Raw genomic sequence first — 19,720 nt, forward strand, 5'->3', positions numbered from 1 at the left:
AACTATTCACCGCAGTAGCGATTGCATCTTTTTTGAAGAATCCTTGAATTTGAGTTTTAAAGCTCAGCTTCTTTTACTATATTTTCCGGGTGGAATGCCCGTGATGTTCTTGAAGGTACGGATGAAATTGGCATAATCGTTAAAGCCGGACAGATAGCAGGTATCGGATACGGAGTTCCCGGCGGACAAGAGCTGCTTGGATAACGCAATTTTTTTGAGCAAGACGTAACGGTAGATGGTTCCGCCTGTCTGCTGTTTGAACAGATGGCTGAGATAATATTTATCGACGTTCAGTTCTCCAGCGATTTGCTCCAGTGACAGATTTAGATGCAAGTGGTTGTCGATATAGCTCATGGCTGATTGAATATGTGAGGAAATGATGCTGGGCACGGTAGATCGGGTGCGGCTGTACAGCTCATTGATGAGGACGAGGATCTGAACCAGGTAGGTCAGAGCCAGAACTTCACTCCCGTACTGCTGATTCTCTAATGTCTCAATCAGGCGGGAAGCAAGGACTGTATACTCTTCAATCAGCGGTTCATCCATTTGCGCGAGATTATGCTCTCCGGGCTGGCGGTTCTGGAAACAAGCGAGCAGATTTGTAGTTGCGGTACAGAAGGGATAGACAAGTGGAGCTTTGAAATGGATTGTCAACCGTTCATAGGGCTCCGGAGATAAATTGATGATTTTATGAATCTCGTGATTGTTGAACAACAGGACATTGCCCCGCTGCAGGGGATAGCTGAACTGATCTACAAAACCGTTCACCTTGCCGCCCAAGAACAGGAAAATTTCATAGTGGTCATGGATGTGGAAATCCCTGGTAGGTGAGATCGGCGAATTTCCGATACCTGCCAGAATATCTCCATCGAACGGCTCATAATACTGGGCATGCTTCATTGGAACTGCCCCTTTCAGATTGATCACAATATACGCAATAAAACATCATTATTCGCAAAGACATTGCAATAATACAACACTAAACTATAGTAGAAGATTACGCAATATAACAAGATTCAGGCGGTAGGCAAGAGAAGTAGCTGTAGCTGATTAGATGCAATTGAAAGGGTGGAATTGTGCATGAATGGGAAGGAACAGCGTAAATACTGGCTGGATACAATGCTGCTGATCGGGGGGCCTGTGCTGAATGCTTTGGCTGAGCGGAAATTAAAGGAACAGTTGCCTACTAAGTTTCATAGTGACCGGAGCCAGTTTGCCCATTTGGAGGCTTTTGCGAGATTGGCATGCGGAATGGCCCCTTGGCTTGAGCTAGAGGGACTTGTGGGTGAGGAAGAACAGCTTAGAGCGCGTTATGCCGGGCTAATGCTGGAAGCCATTGATGCCGCTGTTGATCCGAATTCACCTGACTATATGGAATTCAAGGCTGAAGGCCAACCGCTGGTAGATGCGGCATTCCTGGCACATGCGCTGGTGCGTGCACCAAAGCAGCTTGCCGGCAAGCTGAGTGCGCGGGTCAAAGGCAATGTAATAACAGCGCTGAAGCAGACACGCCGGACAGCGCCAAGCGGCAGCAACTGGCTGCTGTTCAGCGCGATGGTGGAAGCCGCTTTGTATATACTCGGCGATCCTGAATATGACCGGATGCGCGTTGGTTATGCGGTCCATATGTTCATGGATTGGTATAAGGGCGACGGAGTTTACGGGGATGGCAAGGACTTTCACTGGGATTATTACAACAGCTTTGTTATTCAGCCGATGCTGGTGGATGTGGTAGCACTTTTTGAACAGGAGTCGGAGCAATATTCCGCATTGAAACCGCTGATTCAGCAACGGGCACAGCGATACGCTACTGTTCTCGAACGGATCATTGCACCGGATGGAACCTATCCCTTTATCGGGCGTTCGATCGTTTACCGTTTTGGGGCATTTCAACTGCTGTCGCAGGCGGCGCTGCAGCATTTTTTGGAGGAAGCATTGCCTCCTGCACAGGTACGCTGCGCTTTGACAGCTGTGATTACGCGAATTATGGAATATCCGGGTACGCTTGATGAGTCCGGATGGCTACGTCCGGGGGTATACGGTTATCAGCCGGAGCTTGCGGAGAGCTATATCAATACAGGCAGTCTTTATTTATGCGCCTCCGTATTCCTCCCGCTGGGGCTGCTCCCTTCTGATCCATTCTGGTCAGGGGAAGAGATGAAATGGACTTCACTAAAAATTGCAGCCGGTGAGGATGTTATGAGAGATCATGCCTTGGAATAAAAAGTATTCAGCCATATTAGTGAAGAATAAGATGCTTCGCGGATCTGACTGACCTTTAAGGAGGAAAAAAGGCATGAATAAACAGATGCTTTTGGAAATAGTGCATGAAATGAAGCCAGTCGATCTGAGCTTGTATTATCCAAAGGGGGATGCGGCTGCTTTTTGGAAACGGGCGTTATCATCGGGAGTACTACAGGCAGATATCAGCGAGATCCGCGCGGAGGCGGTAAGGCTGGACGGGCAGTCTATACCTGAACTGTCGTATACGTTATTTTCCATTTATTCGCGTACGGGTTCGAGGCTGGAATATGAACGGGTCTATTTTGAACGGAGAAGAAGGCTGAATACTTATGTATTTCTGGCTTTGCTGGAGCCGGAACATCCGGAAGTACTGGAGAAGCTGGAGGACATCCTCTGGGCTATATGCGATGAGTACACCTGGTGTCTTCCGGCCCACCTCCCAGCGGATCATAATGCAGCTGATATCAACCGGTATATTGATCTGTTTTCTTCCGAGACCGGATTTACTTTAAGTGAAGTTTTACTTTTGCTCGGGGAACGACTTTCGCAGCTTCTGAGATCCCGAATCCACCATGAAGTAGAGCGAAGACTGTTTCGTCCATTTCTTGAAAATGGTCCTTATGATTGGGAGACAGCGCGGCATAATTGGGCAGCGGTCTGTGCGGGATCAATCGGGGCTGCTGCCTTGCTGTCTGTGGAGGACCCAGCCATGCTTGCGGATATTCTGCTGAGGACAGAGCGCGCCATGTTGTATTACCTGGAAGGGTTCGGTGAGGACGGTGCCTGTCTGGAAGGCCTTGGATACTGGAATTATGGGTTTGGTTATTTCACTTATTATAGCGATCTCCTCTGTTCCAGAAGCGCAGGCAGACTGGACTGGTTCAACCAAGAGAAGGTAGCGCAAATCGCGCGCTTCCAACAAAAATGTTTCATTGACGGAAGTCATGTAGCCAATTTCTCTGATTCAGTGCCTCAGGTGCTAGTACATATGGGATTGTCTCATTATCTGGCGGAAGTCTGTACGGATGTCGAACGCCCCCCATCCGCTTTGCGCGCTCCTTACACTGAAGATCATTGCAGCCGCTTTGCACCGGCTTTCCGCAATCTGATCTGGACGACGGCTGGCAAGGAGGACGAAGCTTGGCAAGCCGCCAGCTATTATCTCCCTGATGCCGCTTGGCTTGTCTCGCGTTATGTGTCGGAGGCGGGTTCATTCGGATTCGCAGCCAAGGGCGGGCACAATGCTGAACCGCATAACCATAATGATCTGGGACATTTCATTCTGAGCGGCCGGGGAGAGATCTACGCATCCGATCTTGGAAGCGGAGAGTATACCGCTGATTATTTTGGGGCTGGCCGTTACCAGTATGACTGCAATGGATCGCAGGGCCATTCGCTGCCGATCATTGATGGCCAGTATCAGCTGGCCGGTCGGGCGTTCAGCTCCACAGTGCTGCATGCATCGGCGGAGGAGAATGATGAGCTGACATTGGATCTGACACAGGCGTATCAGGTAACAGGACTACAGTCCTTAATCCGTTCGTTCGTCTGGCATAAAGAGGAATGTCCACGGCTGGAGCTGACAGACACTTACCGGTATGCGGGAATTCCGGCGAGCTGGACGGAGCGGTTTGTCACCTGGCGTGAGCCGAAGCTCCTTCATCCGGGTACCTTGCTGCTGCCGGGGACTACGGCTCGCGGCGTTGAAGTGACATACGATTCGCTGAAAGTTGAGCTGGAGATTACTGTGCATATGTACCGGGATCATTTTGGCATGGAGAAGCTCTGGTATAGTCTGGACTTCCATGTGCTTCAGCTTGGCGCGGTGGGCAAACTGGCATTCACTTTTCAATTTCTATAAAAGATGGGCCTGAGCTTATAAAAAATCCTCTATCAGAGGGTAGAGGCTAATTCGAATAAAGGCGGGATTTAGATGAGTAGATTAGTAAAGCAAGCTTGGGTAGACGAGGCTTGGGGCAAAGCCTTGGAGAAGACTAGAACGAACAGCCGGAGAATCGGTGCAGAATTCCCCCATGCCAGTCAAGGCGGCAAATACGTGCTTGAAGCACCAAACTGGTGGACGGCTGGCTTTTGGCCGGGAATGCTCTGGCAGCTCTATGCTGAGAGTGGTGATGAGGATTTGAAAGCGATTGCTGAGCAGTGTGAGGAACGGCTTGACGAGGTGCTGGATGGTTATGTGAAGCTGGACCATGACCTAGGTTTTATGTGGCTGTTGACCAGTGTTGCGAACTACAAGCTCACGGGCAGAGAAGCATCACGAGTCCGGGCGTTGAAGGCAGCCAACTATCTGGCGGCCCGCTTCAATCTGAAAGGACGCTACATCCGGGCCTGGAATCCATGGAGTGAAGGCGAGGATAACAGCGGGGTAGCCATTATCGATTGCTGCATGAATACCAGCCTGCTTTTTTGGGCCTCCGAAGTAACAGGGGATCCACGTTATCGGCATATCGCTGAGGCGCATATGGATACGGTGCTGGAGCACTTCATCCGGCCGGATGGTTCGGTTTATCACATCGTCAAATTCAACCCGGAATCGGGCGAAGTGGTTGAAAAGCTTGGCGGGCAAGGTTATGCGCCCGAGTCGGCTTGGTCGCGCGGGGCAGCCTGGGCGCTCTACGGACTGTCATTGGCCTATCATCATACGGGCAAACAGAGTTACCTCAATGCATCCAAGCAGGTCGCGCATTTCTTCTTGACCCGTCTGCCCGAAGATCACGTTCCACATTGGGATTTCCGTGCTCCCGGTGAAGTTGGCGAGATTCGTGATAGCTCTGCTGGTTCCTGTGCAGCGAGTGGCTTGCTGTTGTTAGCTAGCCAGGTGGACGACTCGGAGGCTCATGTGTATCGGAACGGGGCTATAAGAATTACTGAATCCCTTTATCGGAATTATGGAACTTGGGACAATGCAGAAGAAGAAGGATTGCTGCTTCATGGTACGAGTAACTATCCTGAAGATCGGAATATAGATGTTCCGCTTATCTATGGTGATTTCTTCTATGTCGAAGCGCTAGCCCGGCTAAAAGATGCCGGACCGTTCTACTGGGAATAGGGGGCATATAATGCAGACTGAAAAGACTTTTACGACTATTGCTAAAAATCCGCTAAAGACCCGGGAGGATCTGGTCTCTGCTCTTGAACAGCTTACAGATCCGCTTCGGCCGCTCTACAGCAGAGGCGGCGCACGGCTGGCAATCGGCGGAACAGGAGCCAGCTATTCAGCAGCAACTGCAGAAATGGAAGGTTTCTCCCGGGTATTGTGGGGCTTAGTGCCCCTGCTCATGGGAGGCGGAGAAAACGGGCTTTGGGATACTGTGCTGGATGGCATACGCCACGGCACGGATCCTGCCCATGAAGAATACTGGGGTGAAGTTCAAGATTATGACCAGCGTCTGGTAGAGATGGCGGTCTTCGGTTTCGCCTTAGCCGCCATTCCTGAACAGATCTGGTCACCACTTACCCAGAAGGAACAGGAGCAATTGTACAGCTGGCTGAATCAGATTAATTCCCATCCTTGCTATGACTGCAACTGGCTGTTCTTCAACGTGCTAGTTAATGTCGGATTCCGCAGAATCGGCCGACCCTACGACGCGGAGCAGCTAGAGAACAATCTGAAGCGAATGGATGATTTTTATCTGGGTGATGGCTGGTACAGTGATGGAATTAACGGGCATAGCGATTATTATGTTCCTTTTGCCATCCATTACTATGCGTTACTGTACGCGAAGCTGATGGAACAGGAGGACCCGGAACGTTCACAGGTGTTCAAAGAACGGGCCCGGCTTTTTGCCACCGAATTCTTGGGCTGGTTCGCTCCGGACGGATCTGCCCTTCCTTATGGAAGGAGCTTAACCTACCGCTTTGCCCAGTCTGCTTTCTGGAGCGCACTCGTCTATGCAGGCGTTGAAGTATTCCCTGTAGGTGTGGTCAAAGGATTAGTACTGCGCAATTTGCGCTGGTGGTTCAGCCAACCGATCTTTGATGCCGGAGGCGTTCTGACGATTGGTTATACCTACCCCAACTTGGTCATGGCGGAGAATTATAACGCTCCCGGTTCGCCCTACTGGGCGTTAAAGACATTCCTGCCATTGGCTCTCAGCGCGGAGCATCCATTCTGGAAAGAAGAGGAACTGCCGCTGCCGGATATTCCTGCAGTTATAGTCCAGAAACCTGCGCATCTTGTCATTGTCCGCGAACCTGCTTCCGGCCATGTCGCTGCCTTCAACAGTGGTCATCTATATACGAATGAGCATACCCACACGTCTGCCAAGTATGAGAAATTCGTATACTCAACAGGCTTCGGGTTCAGCGTACCCCGCTCCGAATGGGGATTGTCTCAAGGGGCATTTGATTCCATGCTCGCTCTAAGTGAGAGCGGGGACAACTTGTATCGGGTCAGACGGCGGAATATGGAGTCAAAAATTGTGGACAATGTGCTGCACTCCGTCTGGAAGCCATGGACTAATGTGGAGGTTCGGACCTGGATCGTTGCTGGGCTGCCCTGGCATATTCGGATACACCGGATCGAGACCGGACGACCGTTGGACGCTGCAGAGGGCGGCTTCGCACTTGGTCAGGAAGCGGGGGTGGAACAGCAGATCGGCCTTACAACCGCCGCAGTATCTACAGCATGGGGAACAAGCGGAGTCAAGGGTTTGATCGGCTATGAAAAGGCTGAGCTAATTTGGCCTAATGCCAACACAAACCTGCTTCATCCCCGGACTGTTTTGCCTACACTGACGACTTTCCTTGAGCCTGGAATCCACTGGCTGGCTTCGGCTGTATACGGTGATCCGTCGGGAGATTCTTGCGGTGGTATTCTTGAACAATCACCTGAGTCTATTTTGAAGGTTACTTTTGATAAGGACATCATAAAGGTTTTTACGTCTAGTGAAGCGGAATTTATTATCAAAAGAGAGTGAGAATTACCGCTAACAACATTGTGTTAAAAAGACAAGTAATTGAGTAGAGTATGACTGATTTCTCGTATGAAAAATAAATTTCTGTGGTTGTACAATTTCCCCCGTACAGGCACTTCTAGGCGCACGCCCACATACAATAAGGATGACCATGAACCCGTAAGGCAAACAGATCGGTTTCATTGTACAAGTGCGGGAGGTGTCGCCAAGTTGCCTGGATTCTTAAGCACGATTGCGTTGCTGATCAAAGAACTGACGCTGCTGGTATCATACGTAAGGAATAATGCATTTCCACAACCGCTCTCGGAGCAGGAGGAAAGCCGATACTTAGGGATGATGGCTGAGGGAGATGCCAAGGCCCGCAATTTGTTGATTGAGCATAATTTGCGGCTCGTTGCCCATATAGTGAAAAAATTCGATAACACCGGAGAAGACATGGAGGATCTGATCTCCATCGGCACCATCGGCCTGATTAAAGCTATTGAGAGTTATCGTCCGAACAAAGGCACAAAGCTAGCCACTTTTGCTGCCAGATGTATCGAAAACGAAATTCTGATGCACCTAAGATCCTTGAAGAAAACTCGTAAAGATGTATCTCTGCACGACCCAATTGGGACAGACAAAGAAGGTAATGAAATTACACTTATCGATATCCTTGGCTCCGAAGCTGATGATGTCATTAAAGAAGTAGATCTGAAGATCGAAAAGAGTAAGATTTATCGTAACCTTGATATTCTGGATGACCGGGAAAAAGAAGTTGTCGTTGGGCGGTTTGGATTGGATACAGGTGGAGAAGAGCGGACACAGCGGGAGATTGCTAAGGAGCTTGGAATCAGTCGCAGCTATGTATCGCGGATAGAGAAAAGGGCACTGATGAAGCTGTATCATGAGTTTTATAAGGCTAAGCGGTAGGGTCTTAGAAATAACTAAAGATTCACAATAGATTTTGTTAAAAGCGACTTGCCAACAAGGGGGTTGCTTTTTTTGTTAATTCAAGTAGTTGGGCTAAATGAACATAAAAAAAGCATATTCAGAAATTTAACTGCCCGTCTGCCCATTTATTGCTCAGCTCACACAACACTGATATTTCGCTGCGGACTGATCATAACGCTGTAACAAAATATGAATTATGCAAAATCTCATGTGAAAATAATGTTAAAAAAGTCATTAGAAATATTGATATGAACATTTTTCTTTTCATGGTATATTATTCAAATAAATATTTATGGTGATCACATAGAACTTTCCATGTGACTTAAAAGGGGAATGTTGGTGAAATTCCAACGCGGTCCCGCCACTGTGAACGCACTTAAGAATTACATTGTTAACTTTAAAAACAGTTGATGGTGTAATTCCTAATAAACTGCGAAGTCAGAATACCTGCCATAAATAAATTCAGAGATCCCACGAGGATGGGGGAGGTGTTTTTTGTCATGTCCAAATTTTTTTTTGGTGCTTTACTGTTTATTTTATTAGAGTGATATTGAATCAATTATGTTCATTCTTAATGGATTTCAAAGATTCATAAATACGGAAAATGTTTCGTTGTTAGCTTCAGAGGTGCTGCTGTTGACATGTACTATTAGTGGTTACTGATGTTGTATCACCATCGATAATTCTCCTATATTTATACCGCGGCAAAATAGAATCAGTTGTTAAATAATACTGTACAATTGATTTTATCAGTTGTACATTTTCGTGAGAGCGAATTTATTTGATAGGAGAGAAAAAATATGAAGAAATATAATGCACTTTTGCTTGCCTTATTTCTTTTAATTGCATCTTATAGCCTTATATCTTATGTGAATGCTGATAGTATAAATAAATCAGAAGAGTCATTTGTTGGATTAAAATTGATTCCAGAAGAACAAACAATTGATTTATCAGAAGATTCTCCGTTGAATGTGGAATTTGATCAGGGTATTAGCGAAGGTCAATTCTTTAATTTGATTAATTTAGTGGATATTAATAGTAACAAGTCGATAGATATAACGAAATCGATCGAAGGTCATCAATTAATAATAACCCCGCAAATTGCTTTGGAAAACGCCAAAGAATATATTTTGTATATACCTCCGTACTCCCTTTCAAATATAAATGGAGAAAAATTGAAAGACAATTACATACTTAAATTTAAAGTTGTTAGTGACGAGAGTCATCAACAAGACTCTGTAATAAACTCTACATATCAAAATTTAACGGTAGTTGAATCCACATATGATGATTTTAGTGTGATTAATTCTACTCATGGTAAGCATTTAATGAAATCTATTTTTTTAAGTGAAAGTACTAATGGATTAGTTCCATTTTTAACTCAAAGTGCACAAGTTGGTGGGGAAATATATGCTGGTATAGATAAGAGTGGTTTTATAGGTGCAAATGGAGATTTATGGTTATGGGGAAGTAATGATATGGGACAGTTGGGAGACTTTATAACTCCATCTAGTAATAAACCAATACAGTTAGCTGGCACCGATGTGGTTGCGATGAATAAAGGCATCACTGGTGGTACTTATAGCACATATGCTTTGAAAACTGACGGTACAGTGACGGCTTTTGGATTCAATTATTGGGGGTTTTTGGGTTTGGGTCCTGCTAGAGATCAGACTGATTTTACTGTCTTTCCAACTTCCATTTATGGATTATCAAATGTAAATAATATTAGCAGTAGATTCTATCATACTCTTGCTGTTAAATCGAACGGATCATTATGGGGATGGGGAGATAATCAATATGGGCAAGTAGGAGGGGATAGTTCAGAGTTAATTACAATTCCTGAACAAATCGAAGGAGTAAATGGGATTCCTCTTACGAATATCATAGCTTCAGATGTTGGTGAGACACATTCTATTGCACTTTCTTCAAATGGAAATGTATATGTTTGGGGGGGCAATAATCACGGTCAACTAGGGAATGGAACCCTCGTAGGTAGTAATATTCCACGTTTAATACTAATGAGACCGAATAATGCTCCTCCAATGACAAATATTAAAGCAATTAGTTCAGGAGATAATTTTAACTTGGTATTAAAAGATGATGGGACCGTATGGAGCTGGGGGCAGAATGATAATGGGCAACTCGGTGATGGTTCTACAATAGAACGTCGTTTTCCTGTCCAAGTAAGAGGGGAAAATGGGGTAGGTCTACTAAAAGATATAATCGCTATTAGCGGTGGTGGAAATTATTCTTTAGCATTAAAGTCAGATGGGACTGTTTGGAGTTGGGGAGGAAATAACAAGGGCCAACTTGGAGATGGCACGACTGAAAGAAAACTTGCTCCTACCAAAGTGAAAGCGTCTAATGTATTGAAAATAGATGCAGGGGAATCACATAGTATAGCGCTTACAGAAAATGCGGTTATAACATGGGGAAATAATGAGGTTGGTCAATTAGGTAATGGATCAATGAATTCTTATTCAAGTCTTCCAGTAAACGTTATCAAGTTTGATACTAGTCATAATAATGAATATATTTATGATTCCGATAATCGTTTATCGGCAATTATTATTCATAAAGGGAATATTAATTATCGGCGCGACTATGTATACGATGGTAATGGAAATTTACTTTCTGCGATTACTAAGTTAATACAGTAGCTTGATATAAAAGTTGATAAATTTTGATTGAATATTTAACTGAGGTGATAATAGTGAAAAAAATAATATTCTTAATATTAATAATGCTAATCACAATGTCTAGTTTTAATAATTTACAAACTGTTCAGAATGTATTTGCTGAGTCTGATTATAATGAAGGGTCTCCAGCGGTGGAAGAAACGCCTTTAGCATCTTCAGAAAACATAAATATAAAAAGTGAGGATCTTGAGACTCCAATTGAGGAAGAGTTAATAGGAGATGAATTTGGTTCTGAATCAATATTTGATAAAGTCTTGAGGAGAAATAAAGAGTTCTTAAAGCCTTCTGTACAACCGAGTGATCGGACTAAATCATTCCTCGATGAATTTTCAAGTGAAATGAAACAAATAACAGCTTATTTTTATCCAGAATTCTCTCAATATCTAACCAACACTGAGAAACTTGAAGCTTCTAATTGGGATGAAAAAGAAGCTGTGAATCTCCTACTTTCTCTAAATGAAACCTCTAGAACAAAATTGTATCAATATGTACCAATGGCTGAGGATTTTTTAGATTATTATAAGAATCCTACCAAATATTTAAATGAACATAAACCGATGCTTACACTTGCGGATGAGAAAATATACAAAAGTGAGGTTCATGAACAACTGTCAAAACAGAGCCAGGCAGCCAATACCTTGAAAAGCAAGAAAAATGCTGCTACTAATACCTTTGCTAGCAGCCCAACTAATCAGAAGTATACTATCACTGAATCTAAAAACGTATATAATTACAAAGTTAATACGGATGATCTTGTTGATTCCGTGTATCGGACAGCAAATAGAAGTGTTGTGGATCTTGAAATTAAAGGGAAATCGGATCTAGATATTGTTTTGAAAAGAACTTACAATTCTTTAAATAGTAAATTATTGAAGCCTAAGTTAGAAATAGGAGTTAGCACTTCAAGTAAATTCTATGAGCAAAATGGCGGCAATGAGGCTGTTCCTCTAGAAAAGGGTGATCGTGTTGCATATATAGCAGCAGGATGGAATTTAAATATTCCTGTTATGGAAAAATCGGAAATAAAGGCGGAAGTTGTAAACACTCATGAAAGTTCATCCTGCTATATCAATACTCCACAACCTTGCTATCAAGATGGGTATTCCTATAAAGAAATGATCACGCCATATGAAAAAACTGTTTTCACATTAGAAAGCGGAGATTCCTATGAATTTCATGATTTAACGATCTTTAATTATCCTTATAAAAATGTAGTTCTTAGTAAGGAGCCATATACTGAAAATGGAGTTTCTAAATACTACTTTATTCTTAAATTAAACAATGAAATAAAATACAAGTTTAATGATCAGGGTAATATTGTCAGTAAAAGCAATGCAACTGGCGACCAGGTTACCTACGTTTTCAATACAGATGCAACTACGAATAATTATAATATTGTTATTACTGATTCGTATCAAAGAATTATTACGATACTTAGGGATTCGAATAATGTAATTTCAGGCCTATTATTGGATGATGGATCTGTAAGAGTAAAAAAAATAATGTATAGTACAACTCAAGAGAAGGCTACTATTACATTTAGGAAATGGACAACAAGTGGATATCAAAATGTCACTGAAGATGTTGTTTATTGGAATTTAAATTCTGTATATGACTATACAACTAATGCTGTAGTGAAAATGGAAGAATATACTTACTATGGGGTAGACTCCACGAAGTTGGCTGATTTTAATTTTAATGTTTATACACCTTTAAATGGATTCTATTCGAATTCGGCAGGTGAATTATTAAATATTAGTTATAATAACTTTTATAATTGCTATGGCTGGTCTGATAATACTTATTTTGAAGCAAATAGTATTCAAAAAAATAATATTCTTACTTCCGGAGAAGTTCCATATTTACTTCTAAAGGACATTCAGTATTATAATGGCCTGACAGCTAGATTTTCATATGCGAATTATGACTCGGCATGGAGAAATTCCACATCATTAATGAACCAAGGTCAAGTAGCAAGATTATACCAAGATAAATATGCATTAGAATACGTATCTTATCATCCAGTTCAGTCATTGGATTATATTTACACTGAGGATTCAAAACCGATTATTATTTCTAATTACTATTCCAATGTACACAATGATCATGGGTGGCAAGTGGATGAATTTTGGAAAAGTAATAAACAAGATATCGCTCGCTTAAGGAATTCATCACGTTTCGGTGATAAACAAACTATACTTAAGAAAGTAACAGCTGCAGATGGAAAAAAAGAAGTATCGTCTTTACATTATTACTTAAATAGTTCAAGATTTTTGATGGATTATAGCATGATAAGCAACGCACCAAATGGAAATGAATTGTATCAATATGGTTATAAGATAAAAGATCAATCAAATAACTATTATAAAGTTTATAATAATGTTTATACTCAATACGAATATGATACGGGTCAAATTCAACCTAAGAAAAAGTCTACATTTGTAGCGAATAATTCAATAGATGATATTAATAGTTTAATGAATCCCGATTCTATAACTTCGATTTCAGAAAAAATTCCATCTCTATATACCTATGACGATTGGGGGAATATTTTAACACAAAGTGATAACTTGGGTAACATGGCGGTTATGCAATACAATGGGCCAAATCATAAACTCAGTAAATCAGTTTATACTGAGCAAGGTGGAGATATTCAGACAACCAAAGAAAATAGTTATTATCCAGATACAGATTTTAATATTAACAATCGAAATCAACTTTGGATTACAGTTGAGACATATAGTTACAAGAATCCTTCTAATGTGATGAAGAGCGATCTGAAGACTACTGAATACACTCAATATGATGCTATCCATAAAGCACCAACTAAAATCAAAACCAATATGAGGGGTGAACAATTTGGTTTGGGAAATAATGATACAGAAATTAATTTTGTTTATACTGACAAAGGAAATGTGAAATATGAGACAACAAAGGTAAAACTGAAAGAAAGAGCAAGTGCTCAAGATTTAACTTTAGGGTATGAATATTATCTTGACGGTAAATTGAAAAAAACTACATATCCTGATGGTAGTAGTTTTATTGATACATTTGATGTTTTGAATAGATTGATTTTAAGACAAGTTAATAATGGAACTGGTATTTTAACAGAAAAGAAATACATTTATAATAACAGTACACGCCAGATTTCAACCATTATGCCAGATGGAGAAATTGATGATGAATTCTATACACCTTTTGGGACACTTACAAAACAACAACGGACTATTAATGGTGTAACACGGACTATTAATACAAATGAAGTACCTGATGGTGTAATGGTTACAAAAACAATGCCTTACGGAGACTCTAATAAAAAAGTAGAATTTGTATATGATACTAATGGACGTGTGGTTAAAGAAACAAATGCAATTGGAGAAACTACAACTTATTTATATTCAAATGTTGTTGAGCGCTCGGATAATGTAGCTATATCTCAGGATACAATTGAAAAGACATTTAGTGATGGAAAAAAAGAAACCTCATATTATGATTTTAATAGTCGCTTAACAAAATTAGTTGAAAAAACACCAAATGGATTGAAGCTAAGAATTAAAAGTTATACTTATACACCTACTGGGAAAATTTCATCTGAAAAAATTGAGGATAAAGATGGAAATACCCATATAACCAAATACCGATATGATGGTGAAGGCAATTTAATCTATATAATGAATGCTAAAGGAGAAGAAACGAGGTATACACATAATAGTTTAGGACAAGTCATTGAAATTTATAGAAACAATATCCTTCAAAAATACAATTCATACAATGAAATAGGTTGGAAACTATCTGAAAAGAACAACAGTAATCAAAAAGAAACATATGAGTATGGAGTAAATGGGAATTTGAATAAGGCTACTGATAGAGTAGGACAAATACACAATTACTCATATACTCATGATAATCAAAAAGAGCGTGAATCAATAACTAAAAATGGAACTGAGGTGTATTGGGAACAGTTTGAATACGATTCTACTACTAGAGGTATTACAAAATCATGGAATAGTGAGAATAATAAAATAACATATCATTATGACCAGTGGAAAAGACTAGATGTACAGTCTGTATCGGGAGTTAGTTATACTTTAGGTTATGATAGCTTTGATAGGATGAATACAATTGCTTATCCTGATGGGAAAAAAGTATCTTACGAATTTGATAATTTGAATAGAATAAATACAGTCTCATATCCTGATATGGGAACAGTAACTAATGTAAATGTTACTTCATCCGATTTTAATTCCATTAGAACCACATTTCCAGGATCACTTGAGCAATTAACTGTAACTGACGCCTTTGGTGAAGTTTTCAGCAATCGTATAAACGATAGCTCAACAACAAATTTCAATGAAACTTATTCATATGATGGGTTTGGAAACATTGATAAAATTGATGGAAATGGTGTTATTGCGGGATATAAATACGATGCTCTTAATCGAATAATGGATGAAAATCCTGTTCCTTCTGCAAACAAAAATTACACATATAATGCAAATGGGGATAGGGCAACTTCAAAGGATTCAGAAGAAATTGATCTCTTAATGGAATCAAAACAATATACGTATAATAGTCTGAATTTATTAAAGGCTTATAGTGATAGTAACGATAGTGCTACTTACACATATTATCCAGATGGATTGAGGGCAACTAAAACAGTTAATGGAGTCTTCACTAGATATGTTTATGTGAATGGGAAAGTTATTGATGAGCTTGATGCTAGTGGGAAATCAAAAGCGAGAAATATTCAAGGAAGTAAATTGTTATTTAGAAAAGATTATGTTAATTCAAGAGCTGGATATTACTTTTATAATGCTCATGGTGATATTGTAAAAATTATTGATGCAGATGGGAGCAAGGCAACCCTTAAAAGTTATTACTATGATATTTGGGGAAATCTAACTAATGAAGATAGTAATCAATTAAGGTTCTTTGACAACCCGTATAAATATTCAGGTGAGTTACTAGATGATGAATCGGGGTTAATCTATCTTAAGGCTAGATATTATGATCCTTCAATAGGAAGGTTTATAACGGAGGATACTTATGATGGGCAGATTACAAATCCACTGAGTCAAAATTTATATACGTATGTCCAAAATAATCCTTTATTATATACAGATCCTAGTGGAAACTATTGTGAATCTGGTAACGGCAGATATGCTCATAGTGGCGGATGTACAAGTACAAGTAGTATCTATATCCCTGATAATATTAAGAATTCAAATCCAGGAAAATCAATAACTCAACTTATGAAAATTTATAATAATGAGAAAGAGGAAGCAATAAAGAAAGCTCAGAATATTCAGGTTTTTCAAGTTCAAAAAAATGAAGTGGCGGCACCATATCCAAATTCAGTTGGAGGTTCTATTTTAAAGGGATTAATTCAAGCGGCAGGGATTACATCAGTAATAGCAATGGATCAAGTTAAAGTAGATGAGATGAACCCATCTGGTGATGATCGCCTTATTTTTAGAAATAATGGCTTAGGTAATAAAAACCTTACGCCACGACCAGGAATAGATGCATTGGGTTTGTCTTTTTTTCTTGCACCGCGGCAACCAAAAGGAGTTCTTACTACAATGGAAGCAGTGAATGCAACTGGGAAATTATATGCCTTTGTTGATAAACCTGCAACTGGTCACGTTGCTATTATTGCAGTTGACCCGTATGAGCATAAGTTATGGATGGCATCAAGAGAAAATTCACCGGATAATCCGTATTATCTAACAAAACTATTACAAAAAATATGTATTAAGTATTAGTAAGTGAATTTTGATTTGGAGGAATATTATGAGCATTAGAAAATTATTACCAAAAGATAAACATGATTTCGATAGTGTGAAAATATTGCAGGAATGTGATAAGGATGCTATTAGAACGATTTTACCTGATTTATTTGAATGGCTTCAAGATTCAAATTGGCCAATTTCAATAGAGATTAGTGATATCCTATTACAATTCAATTCAGAATTAGTTCCATTTATTAGAGATATTTTAAATTCTGAAGATGGTCTGTGGAAGTGTTCTATCTTAAGTCTATTGTTTGATAAATTATCTTTGAGGGATAAATTGGAGTTAGTACCAGATCTTCAGCGGTTATCCACTTATCCAACTCTTGATGATAAAGACGCAGGTATAGATGAAATCACAATGGAAATTTTGGAGAGGTTAATTTGAAATTAAATCATTATATATTAGTTTAAATTATAATATTACACGAGTGAGTAATTATAGAATGTAAGACATTCTACCTCATGTGTAACACTCTGAACTGTACCTCGATTGTTGACTAAACTCACAATTTGAGGTGCAGTTTTTCTATGTTAAAGCAGATTAAATAATAATTAGTCAATTGATATGTAATTTGTGTAGAAAATAATAATGGAGATTCATGAAATCAATCGGTACTATCTTTCGAATAAAAATTTGGAGTAACAATAATGATGATATGCTATCCACTAATTGCATAAGAAAATAAAACGTTTGTAATAAAATAAATTCGATGTCCATGCTAAATATCTAAGTTAACACGTGTTTGCACGCATACCATAATTATCGACGCATATGATAGAAAGACGACTCTTAAGAGTTATGACTATGATATTTGGGGAAATCAAACTAATGAAAATAGCAGTCAATTCAGGCGATTTGACAACCCATACAAATATACAGGAGAGTTACAAGATGCTGAGTCGGGACTAATCTATCTTAAGGTTAGATATTATGATCCTTCAATAGGGCGATTTATAACGGAAGATACGTATGAAGGTCAGATTCAAAACCGCTTAGTTTGAACTTATATACTTATGTTCATAATAATCCATTAATTAATATTGATCCAACTGGAAATTACTGTGAGTCGGGTAATGGTCGATATGCGCATACTGGGGGGTGTACCAATTCTAGCTCTTTATTTGTTCCAGATACCATTAAGAATAATAACCCTGGAAGAAGCATAACACAACTACTTGATATCTATAAAAAAAATCTAGCAGAAGCAGTTGCTAATGCTCCAAAGATTGACCCCCATAATTACGTGGTCAAGGGCGGTGCGGCAGTTGTCCCATATCCTAGTGCACAAGCAGGTAAAGTAAATGAAGCATTGGTGAAAACTATAGGAATAACGGCTGCAGTGTCAGTGGGAGAATCTGTAACTGAAGCTACTTCCTCAAATAAGAAACAGCAGACAATATATCATAGTGGATCAATGACCAATACAAATCATACAGCTCGACCTCAAGATACAAAGGGATTATCCGCGTTTCTTGCACCAGATACACCTAAATGATATTAGAACGTAAGGAATTAAGTCATGGCTATGTTGTTCAAGCCTTAGATTCATTAAAAAACATAATAAAAGGAGAAGGCGGTACAGTTGAACTCGCTTTTTGTTGAGTCAATCATTTCTTGCCCATAACCTCTGCTCACCCACATAATCAAGTATTTGATTATCTGATTTGAAGATTAATAGTCCACAGATAAATTAAAAGCATGCAATATGTAAGAAACTTTTTAATTTATGTCATACGATATTAAGAATTTTTTTGTTTGTTTCTTTATTACCCTCTTATAAATATATTGTTCTGTTTCTTCTACACGTGTTGTAAAATTGATATTTCGTCTCTTTGTCTTTCCTGTGGAGATTCATTAATCCTGTATATTCCTAAAAATGAAAATGGGGCTACCAGAGGTTTATCCTGAGTTCAGTAACTAAAGATCCTTCCGGCATATGCTGTGGATGTAGTGAACAATACGGAATTGGGGAAACATGGGATTTAATCTTACAACCTTTCAGAAGATCCAAGCCGGACAAATGCCTCCGCTACTGCGCCAAAAACCAAACAAGCCTGAAGCGAAACCGCATCAGGCTTGTTCCTATCTAAGAATAAATCCCCTTATCTGGAGATTCCTCACTCCATGGTGCACAATATCCAGGTTGAAGTAGACTGTTAGGCAGTCCCCAGGTAGCGTAACCGCTTTTCCCCGGATGGCGGAAATGTGTTTGTATCAAATCATCATATTGGTACTCTGTTAATGACATCGCATCGTGTCCATAACCTCAAGAAATTCGATAACACCGGAGAAGACATGGAGGATCTGATCTCCATCGGCACCATCGGCCTGATTAAAGCTATTGAGAGTTATCGTCCGAACAAAGGGACAAAGCTAGCCACTTTTGCTGCCCGTTGTATTGAGAACGAAATCCTGATGCACCTAAGATCCTTGAAGAAAACTCGTAAAGACGTATCCCTGCATGATCCAATTGGGACAGACAAAGAAGGTAATGAAATTACACTTATCGATATCCTTGGCTCCGAAGCTGATGATGTCATTAAAGAAGTAGATCTGAAGATCGAAAAGAGTAAGATTTATCGTAACCTCGATATTCTGGATGACCGGGAAAAAGAAGTTGTGGTGGGTAGGTTTGGGCTGGATACAGGCGGGGAAGAGAGGACAGCGGGAGATTGCCAAGGAGTTGGGGATCTCGCGGAGTTATGTTTCGCGGATAGAGAAGAGGGCGCTCATGAAGTTGTATCATGAGTTTTATAAGGCGAAGCGGTAGGACTGATGACAATTACACAGTAATAATCCATTAATAATAAAACTTGAAAAGCGACTTGTCTAAGGATGAGTCGTTTTTTGTGTAGATAGGGTTCGCCCTACTTATGATACGGTTCACCGTAACATCTATAGAGCGAAATACAGGTAATTCTCATACCTATACCGTTTACAATTCCTCTTTCTGTAAATTGCCTAATAGCATCACTAGCATATGATCCTTCAATATCAGAATAACTGACTGTTATATCCTGTTGAAACAGTCACTCATAAGTATATTTCTTCTTGATTGAGAGGCATTTTGCTCTCAATCCACCAAGTTACTAAACTAAGCACGGCTCC

General features: G+C 40.3%; 11 protein-coding genes, 1 pseudogene and 1 riboswitch. Of the genes and pseudogenes, 11 read left to right on the top strand and 1 reads right to left on the bottom strand.

The window, feature by feature from the left end; genetic code table 11:
• Window positions 1-63: 63 nt before the first annotated feature.
• The gene (locus NST58_RS07850) at window positions 64-900 is read right to left on the bottom strand and encodes an AraC family transcriptional regulator (protein WP_051490882.1); all 837 of its coding nucleotides are present in this window, start codon (window positions 898-900) and stop codon (window positions 64-66) included.
• Window positions 901-1,080: 180 nt separating this feature from the next.
• On the opposite strand from NST58_RS07850, the gene NST58_RS07855 reads away from it, so the two are divergent.
• From NST58_RS07855 to sigK (NST58_RS07905), 11 genes and pseudogenes are all read left to right on the top strand, one after another.
• The gene (locus NST58_RS07855) at window positions 1,081-2,223 is read left to right on the top strand and encodes a DUF2264 domain-containing protein (RefSeq protein WP_076308034.1); all 1,143 of its coding nucleotides are present in this window, start codon (window positions 1,081-1,083) and stop codon (window positions 2,221-2,223) included.
• Between the two features lie 73 nt (window positions 2,224-2,296).
• Window positions 2,297-4,105: a hypothetical protein gene (locus tag NST58_RS07860; protein WP_312151332.1), complete on the top strand. Its 1,809-nt coding sequence runs from the start codon at window positions 2,297-2,299 to the stop codon at window positions 4,103-4,105.
• Between the two features lie 72 nt (window positions 4,106-4,177).
• The gene (locus NST58_RS07865) at window positions 4,178-5,314 is read left to right on the top strand and encodes a glycoside hydrolase family 88 protein (protein ID WP_339172204.1); all 1,137 of its coding nucleotides are present in this window, start codon (window positions 4,178-4,180) and stop codon (window positions 5,312-5,314) included.
• 10 nt (window positions 5,315-5,324) lie between these two features.
• The gene (locus tag NST58_RS07870; protein WP_339247172.1) at window positions 5,325-7,184 is read left to right on the top strand and encodes a DUF2264 domain-containing protein; all 1,860 of its coding nucleotides are present in this window, start codon (window positions 5,325-5,327) and stop codon (window positions 7,182-7,184) included.
• A 207-nt stretch (window positions 7,185-7,391) separates the two neighbouring features.
• Window positions 7,392-8,093, top strand: a complete 702-nt coding sequence (gene sigK, locus NST58_RS07875) for an RNA polymerase sporulation sigma factor SigK (protein ID WP_036675850.1) — start codon at window positions 7,392-7,394, stop codon at window positions 8,091-8,093.
• Window positions 8,094-8,390: 297 nt separating this feature from the next.
• A riboswitch (cobalamin riboswitch) is annotated at window positions 8,391-8,584 on the top strand.
• Window positions 8,585-8,914: 330 nt separating this feature from the next.
• A complete protein-coding gene (locus tag NST58_RS07880) occupies window positions 8,915-10,777 on the top strand; it encodes an Ig-like domain-containing protein (protein ID WP_076220111.1) in 1,863 nt (620 codons plus the stop codon).
• A 53-nt stretch (window positions 10,778-10,830) separates the two neighbouring features.
• The gene (locus NST58_RS07885) at window positions 10,831-16,581 is read left to right on the top strand and encodes an RHS repeat-associated core domain-containing protein (RefSeq protein WP_339247176.1); all 5,751 of its coding nucleotides are present in this window, start codon (window positions 10,831-10,833) and stop codon (window positions 16,579-16,581) included.
• Between the two features lie 28 nt (window positions 16,582-16,609).
• Window positions 16,610-16,996, top strand: coding sequence for a DUF5071 domain-containing protein (locus tag NST58_RS07890; RefSeq protein WP_076276600.1), 387 nt, complete (start codon window positions 16,610-16,612; stop codon window positions 16,994-16,996).
• A 425-nt stretch (window positions 16,997-17,421) separates the two neighbouring features.
• Window positions 17,422-17,613, top strand: a complete 192-nt coding sequence (locus NST58_RS07895; RefSeq protein WP_256718978.1) for an RHS repeat-associated core domain-containing protein — start codon at window positions 17,422-17,424, stop codon at window positions 17,611-17,613.
• Window positions 17,610-18,107, top strand: coding sequence for a hypothetical protein (locus NST58_RS07900; protein WP_076276599.1), 498 nt, complete (start codon window positions 17,610-17,612; stop codon window positions 18,105-18,107). The genes NST58_RS07895 and NST58_RS07900 overlap by 4 nt, the downstream gene beginning before the upstream one ends.
• A 770-nt stretch (window positions 18,108-18,877) precedes the next feature.
• Window positions 18,878-19,382: pseudogene (gene sigK / locus NST58_RS07905) on the top strand (RNA polymerase sporulation sigma factor SigK); the annotation flags it as partial.
• Window positions 19,383-19,720: the final 338 nt, after the last annotated feature.

Origin of the sequence: Paenibacillus sp. FSL R10-2796, from assembly GCF_037965315.1 — a bacterium.
GTDB lineage: Bacteria > Bacillota > Bacilli > Paenibacillales > Paenibacillaceae > Paenibacillus_AQ > Paenibacillus_AQ odorifer.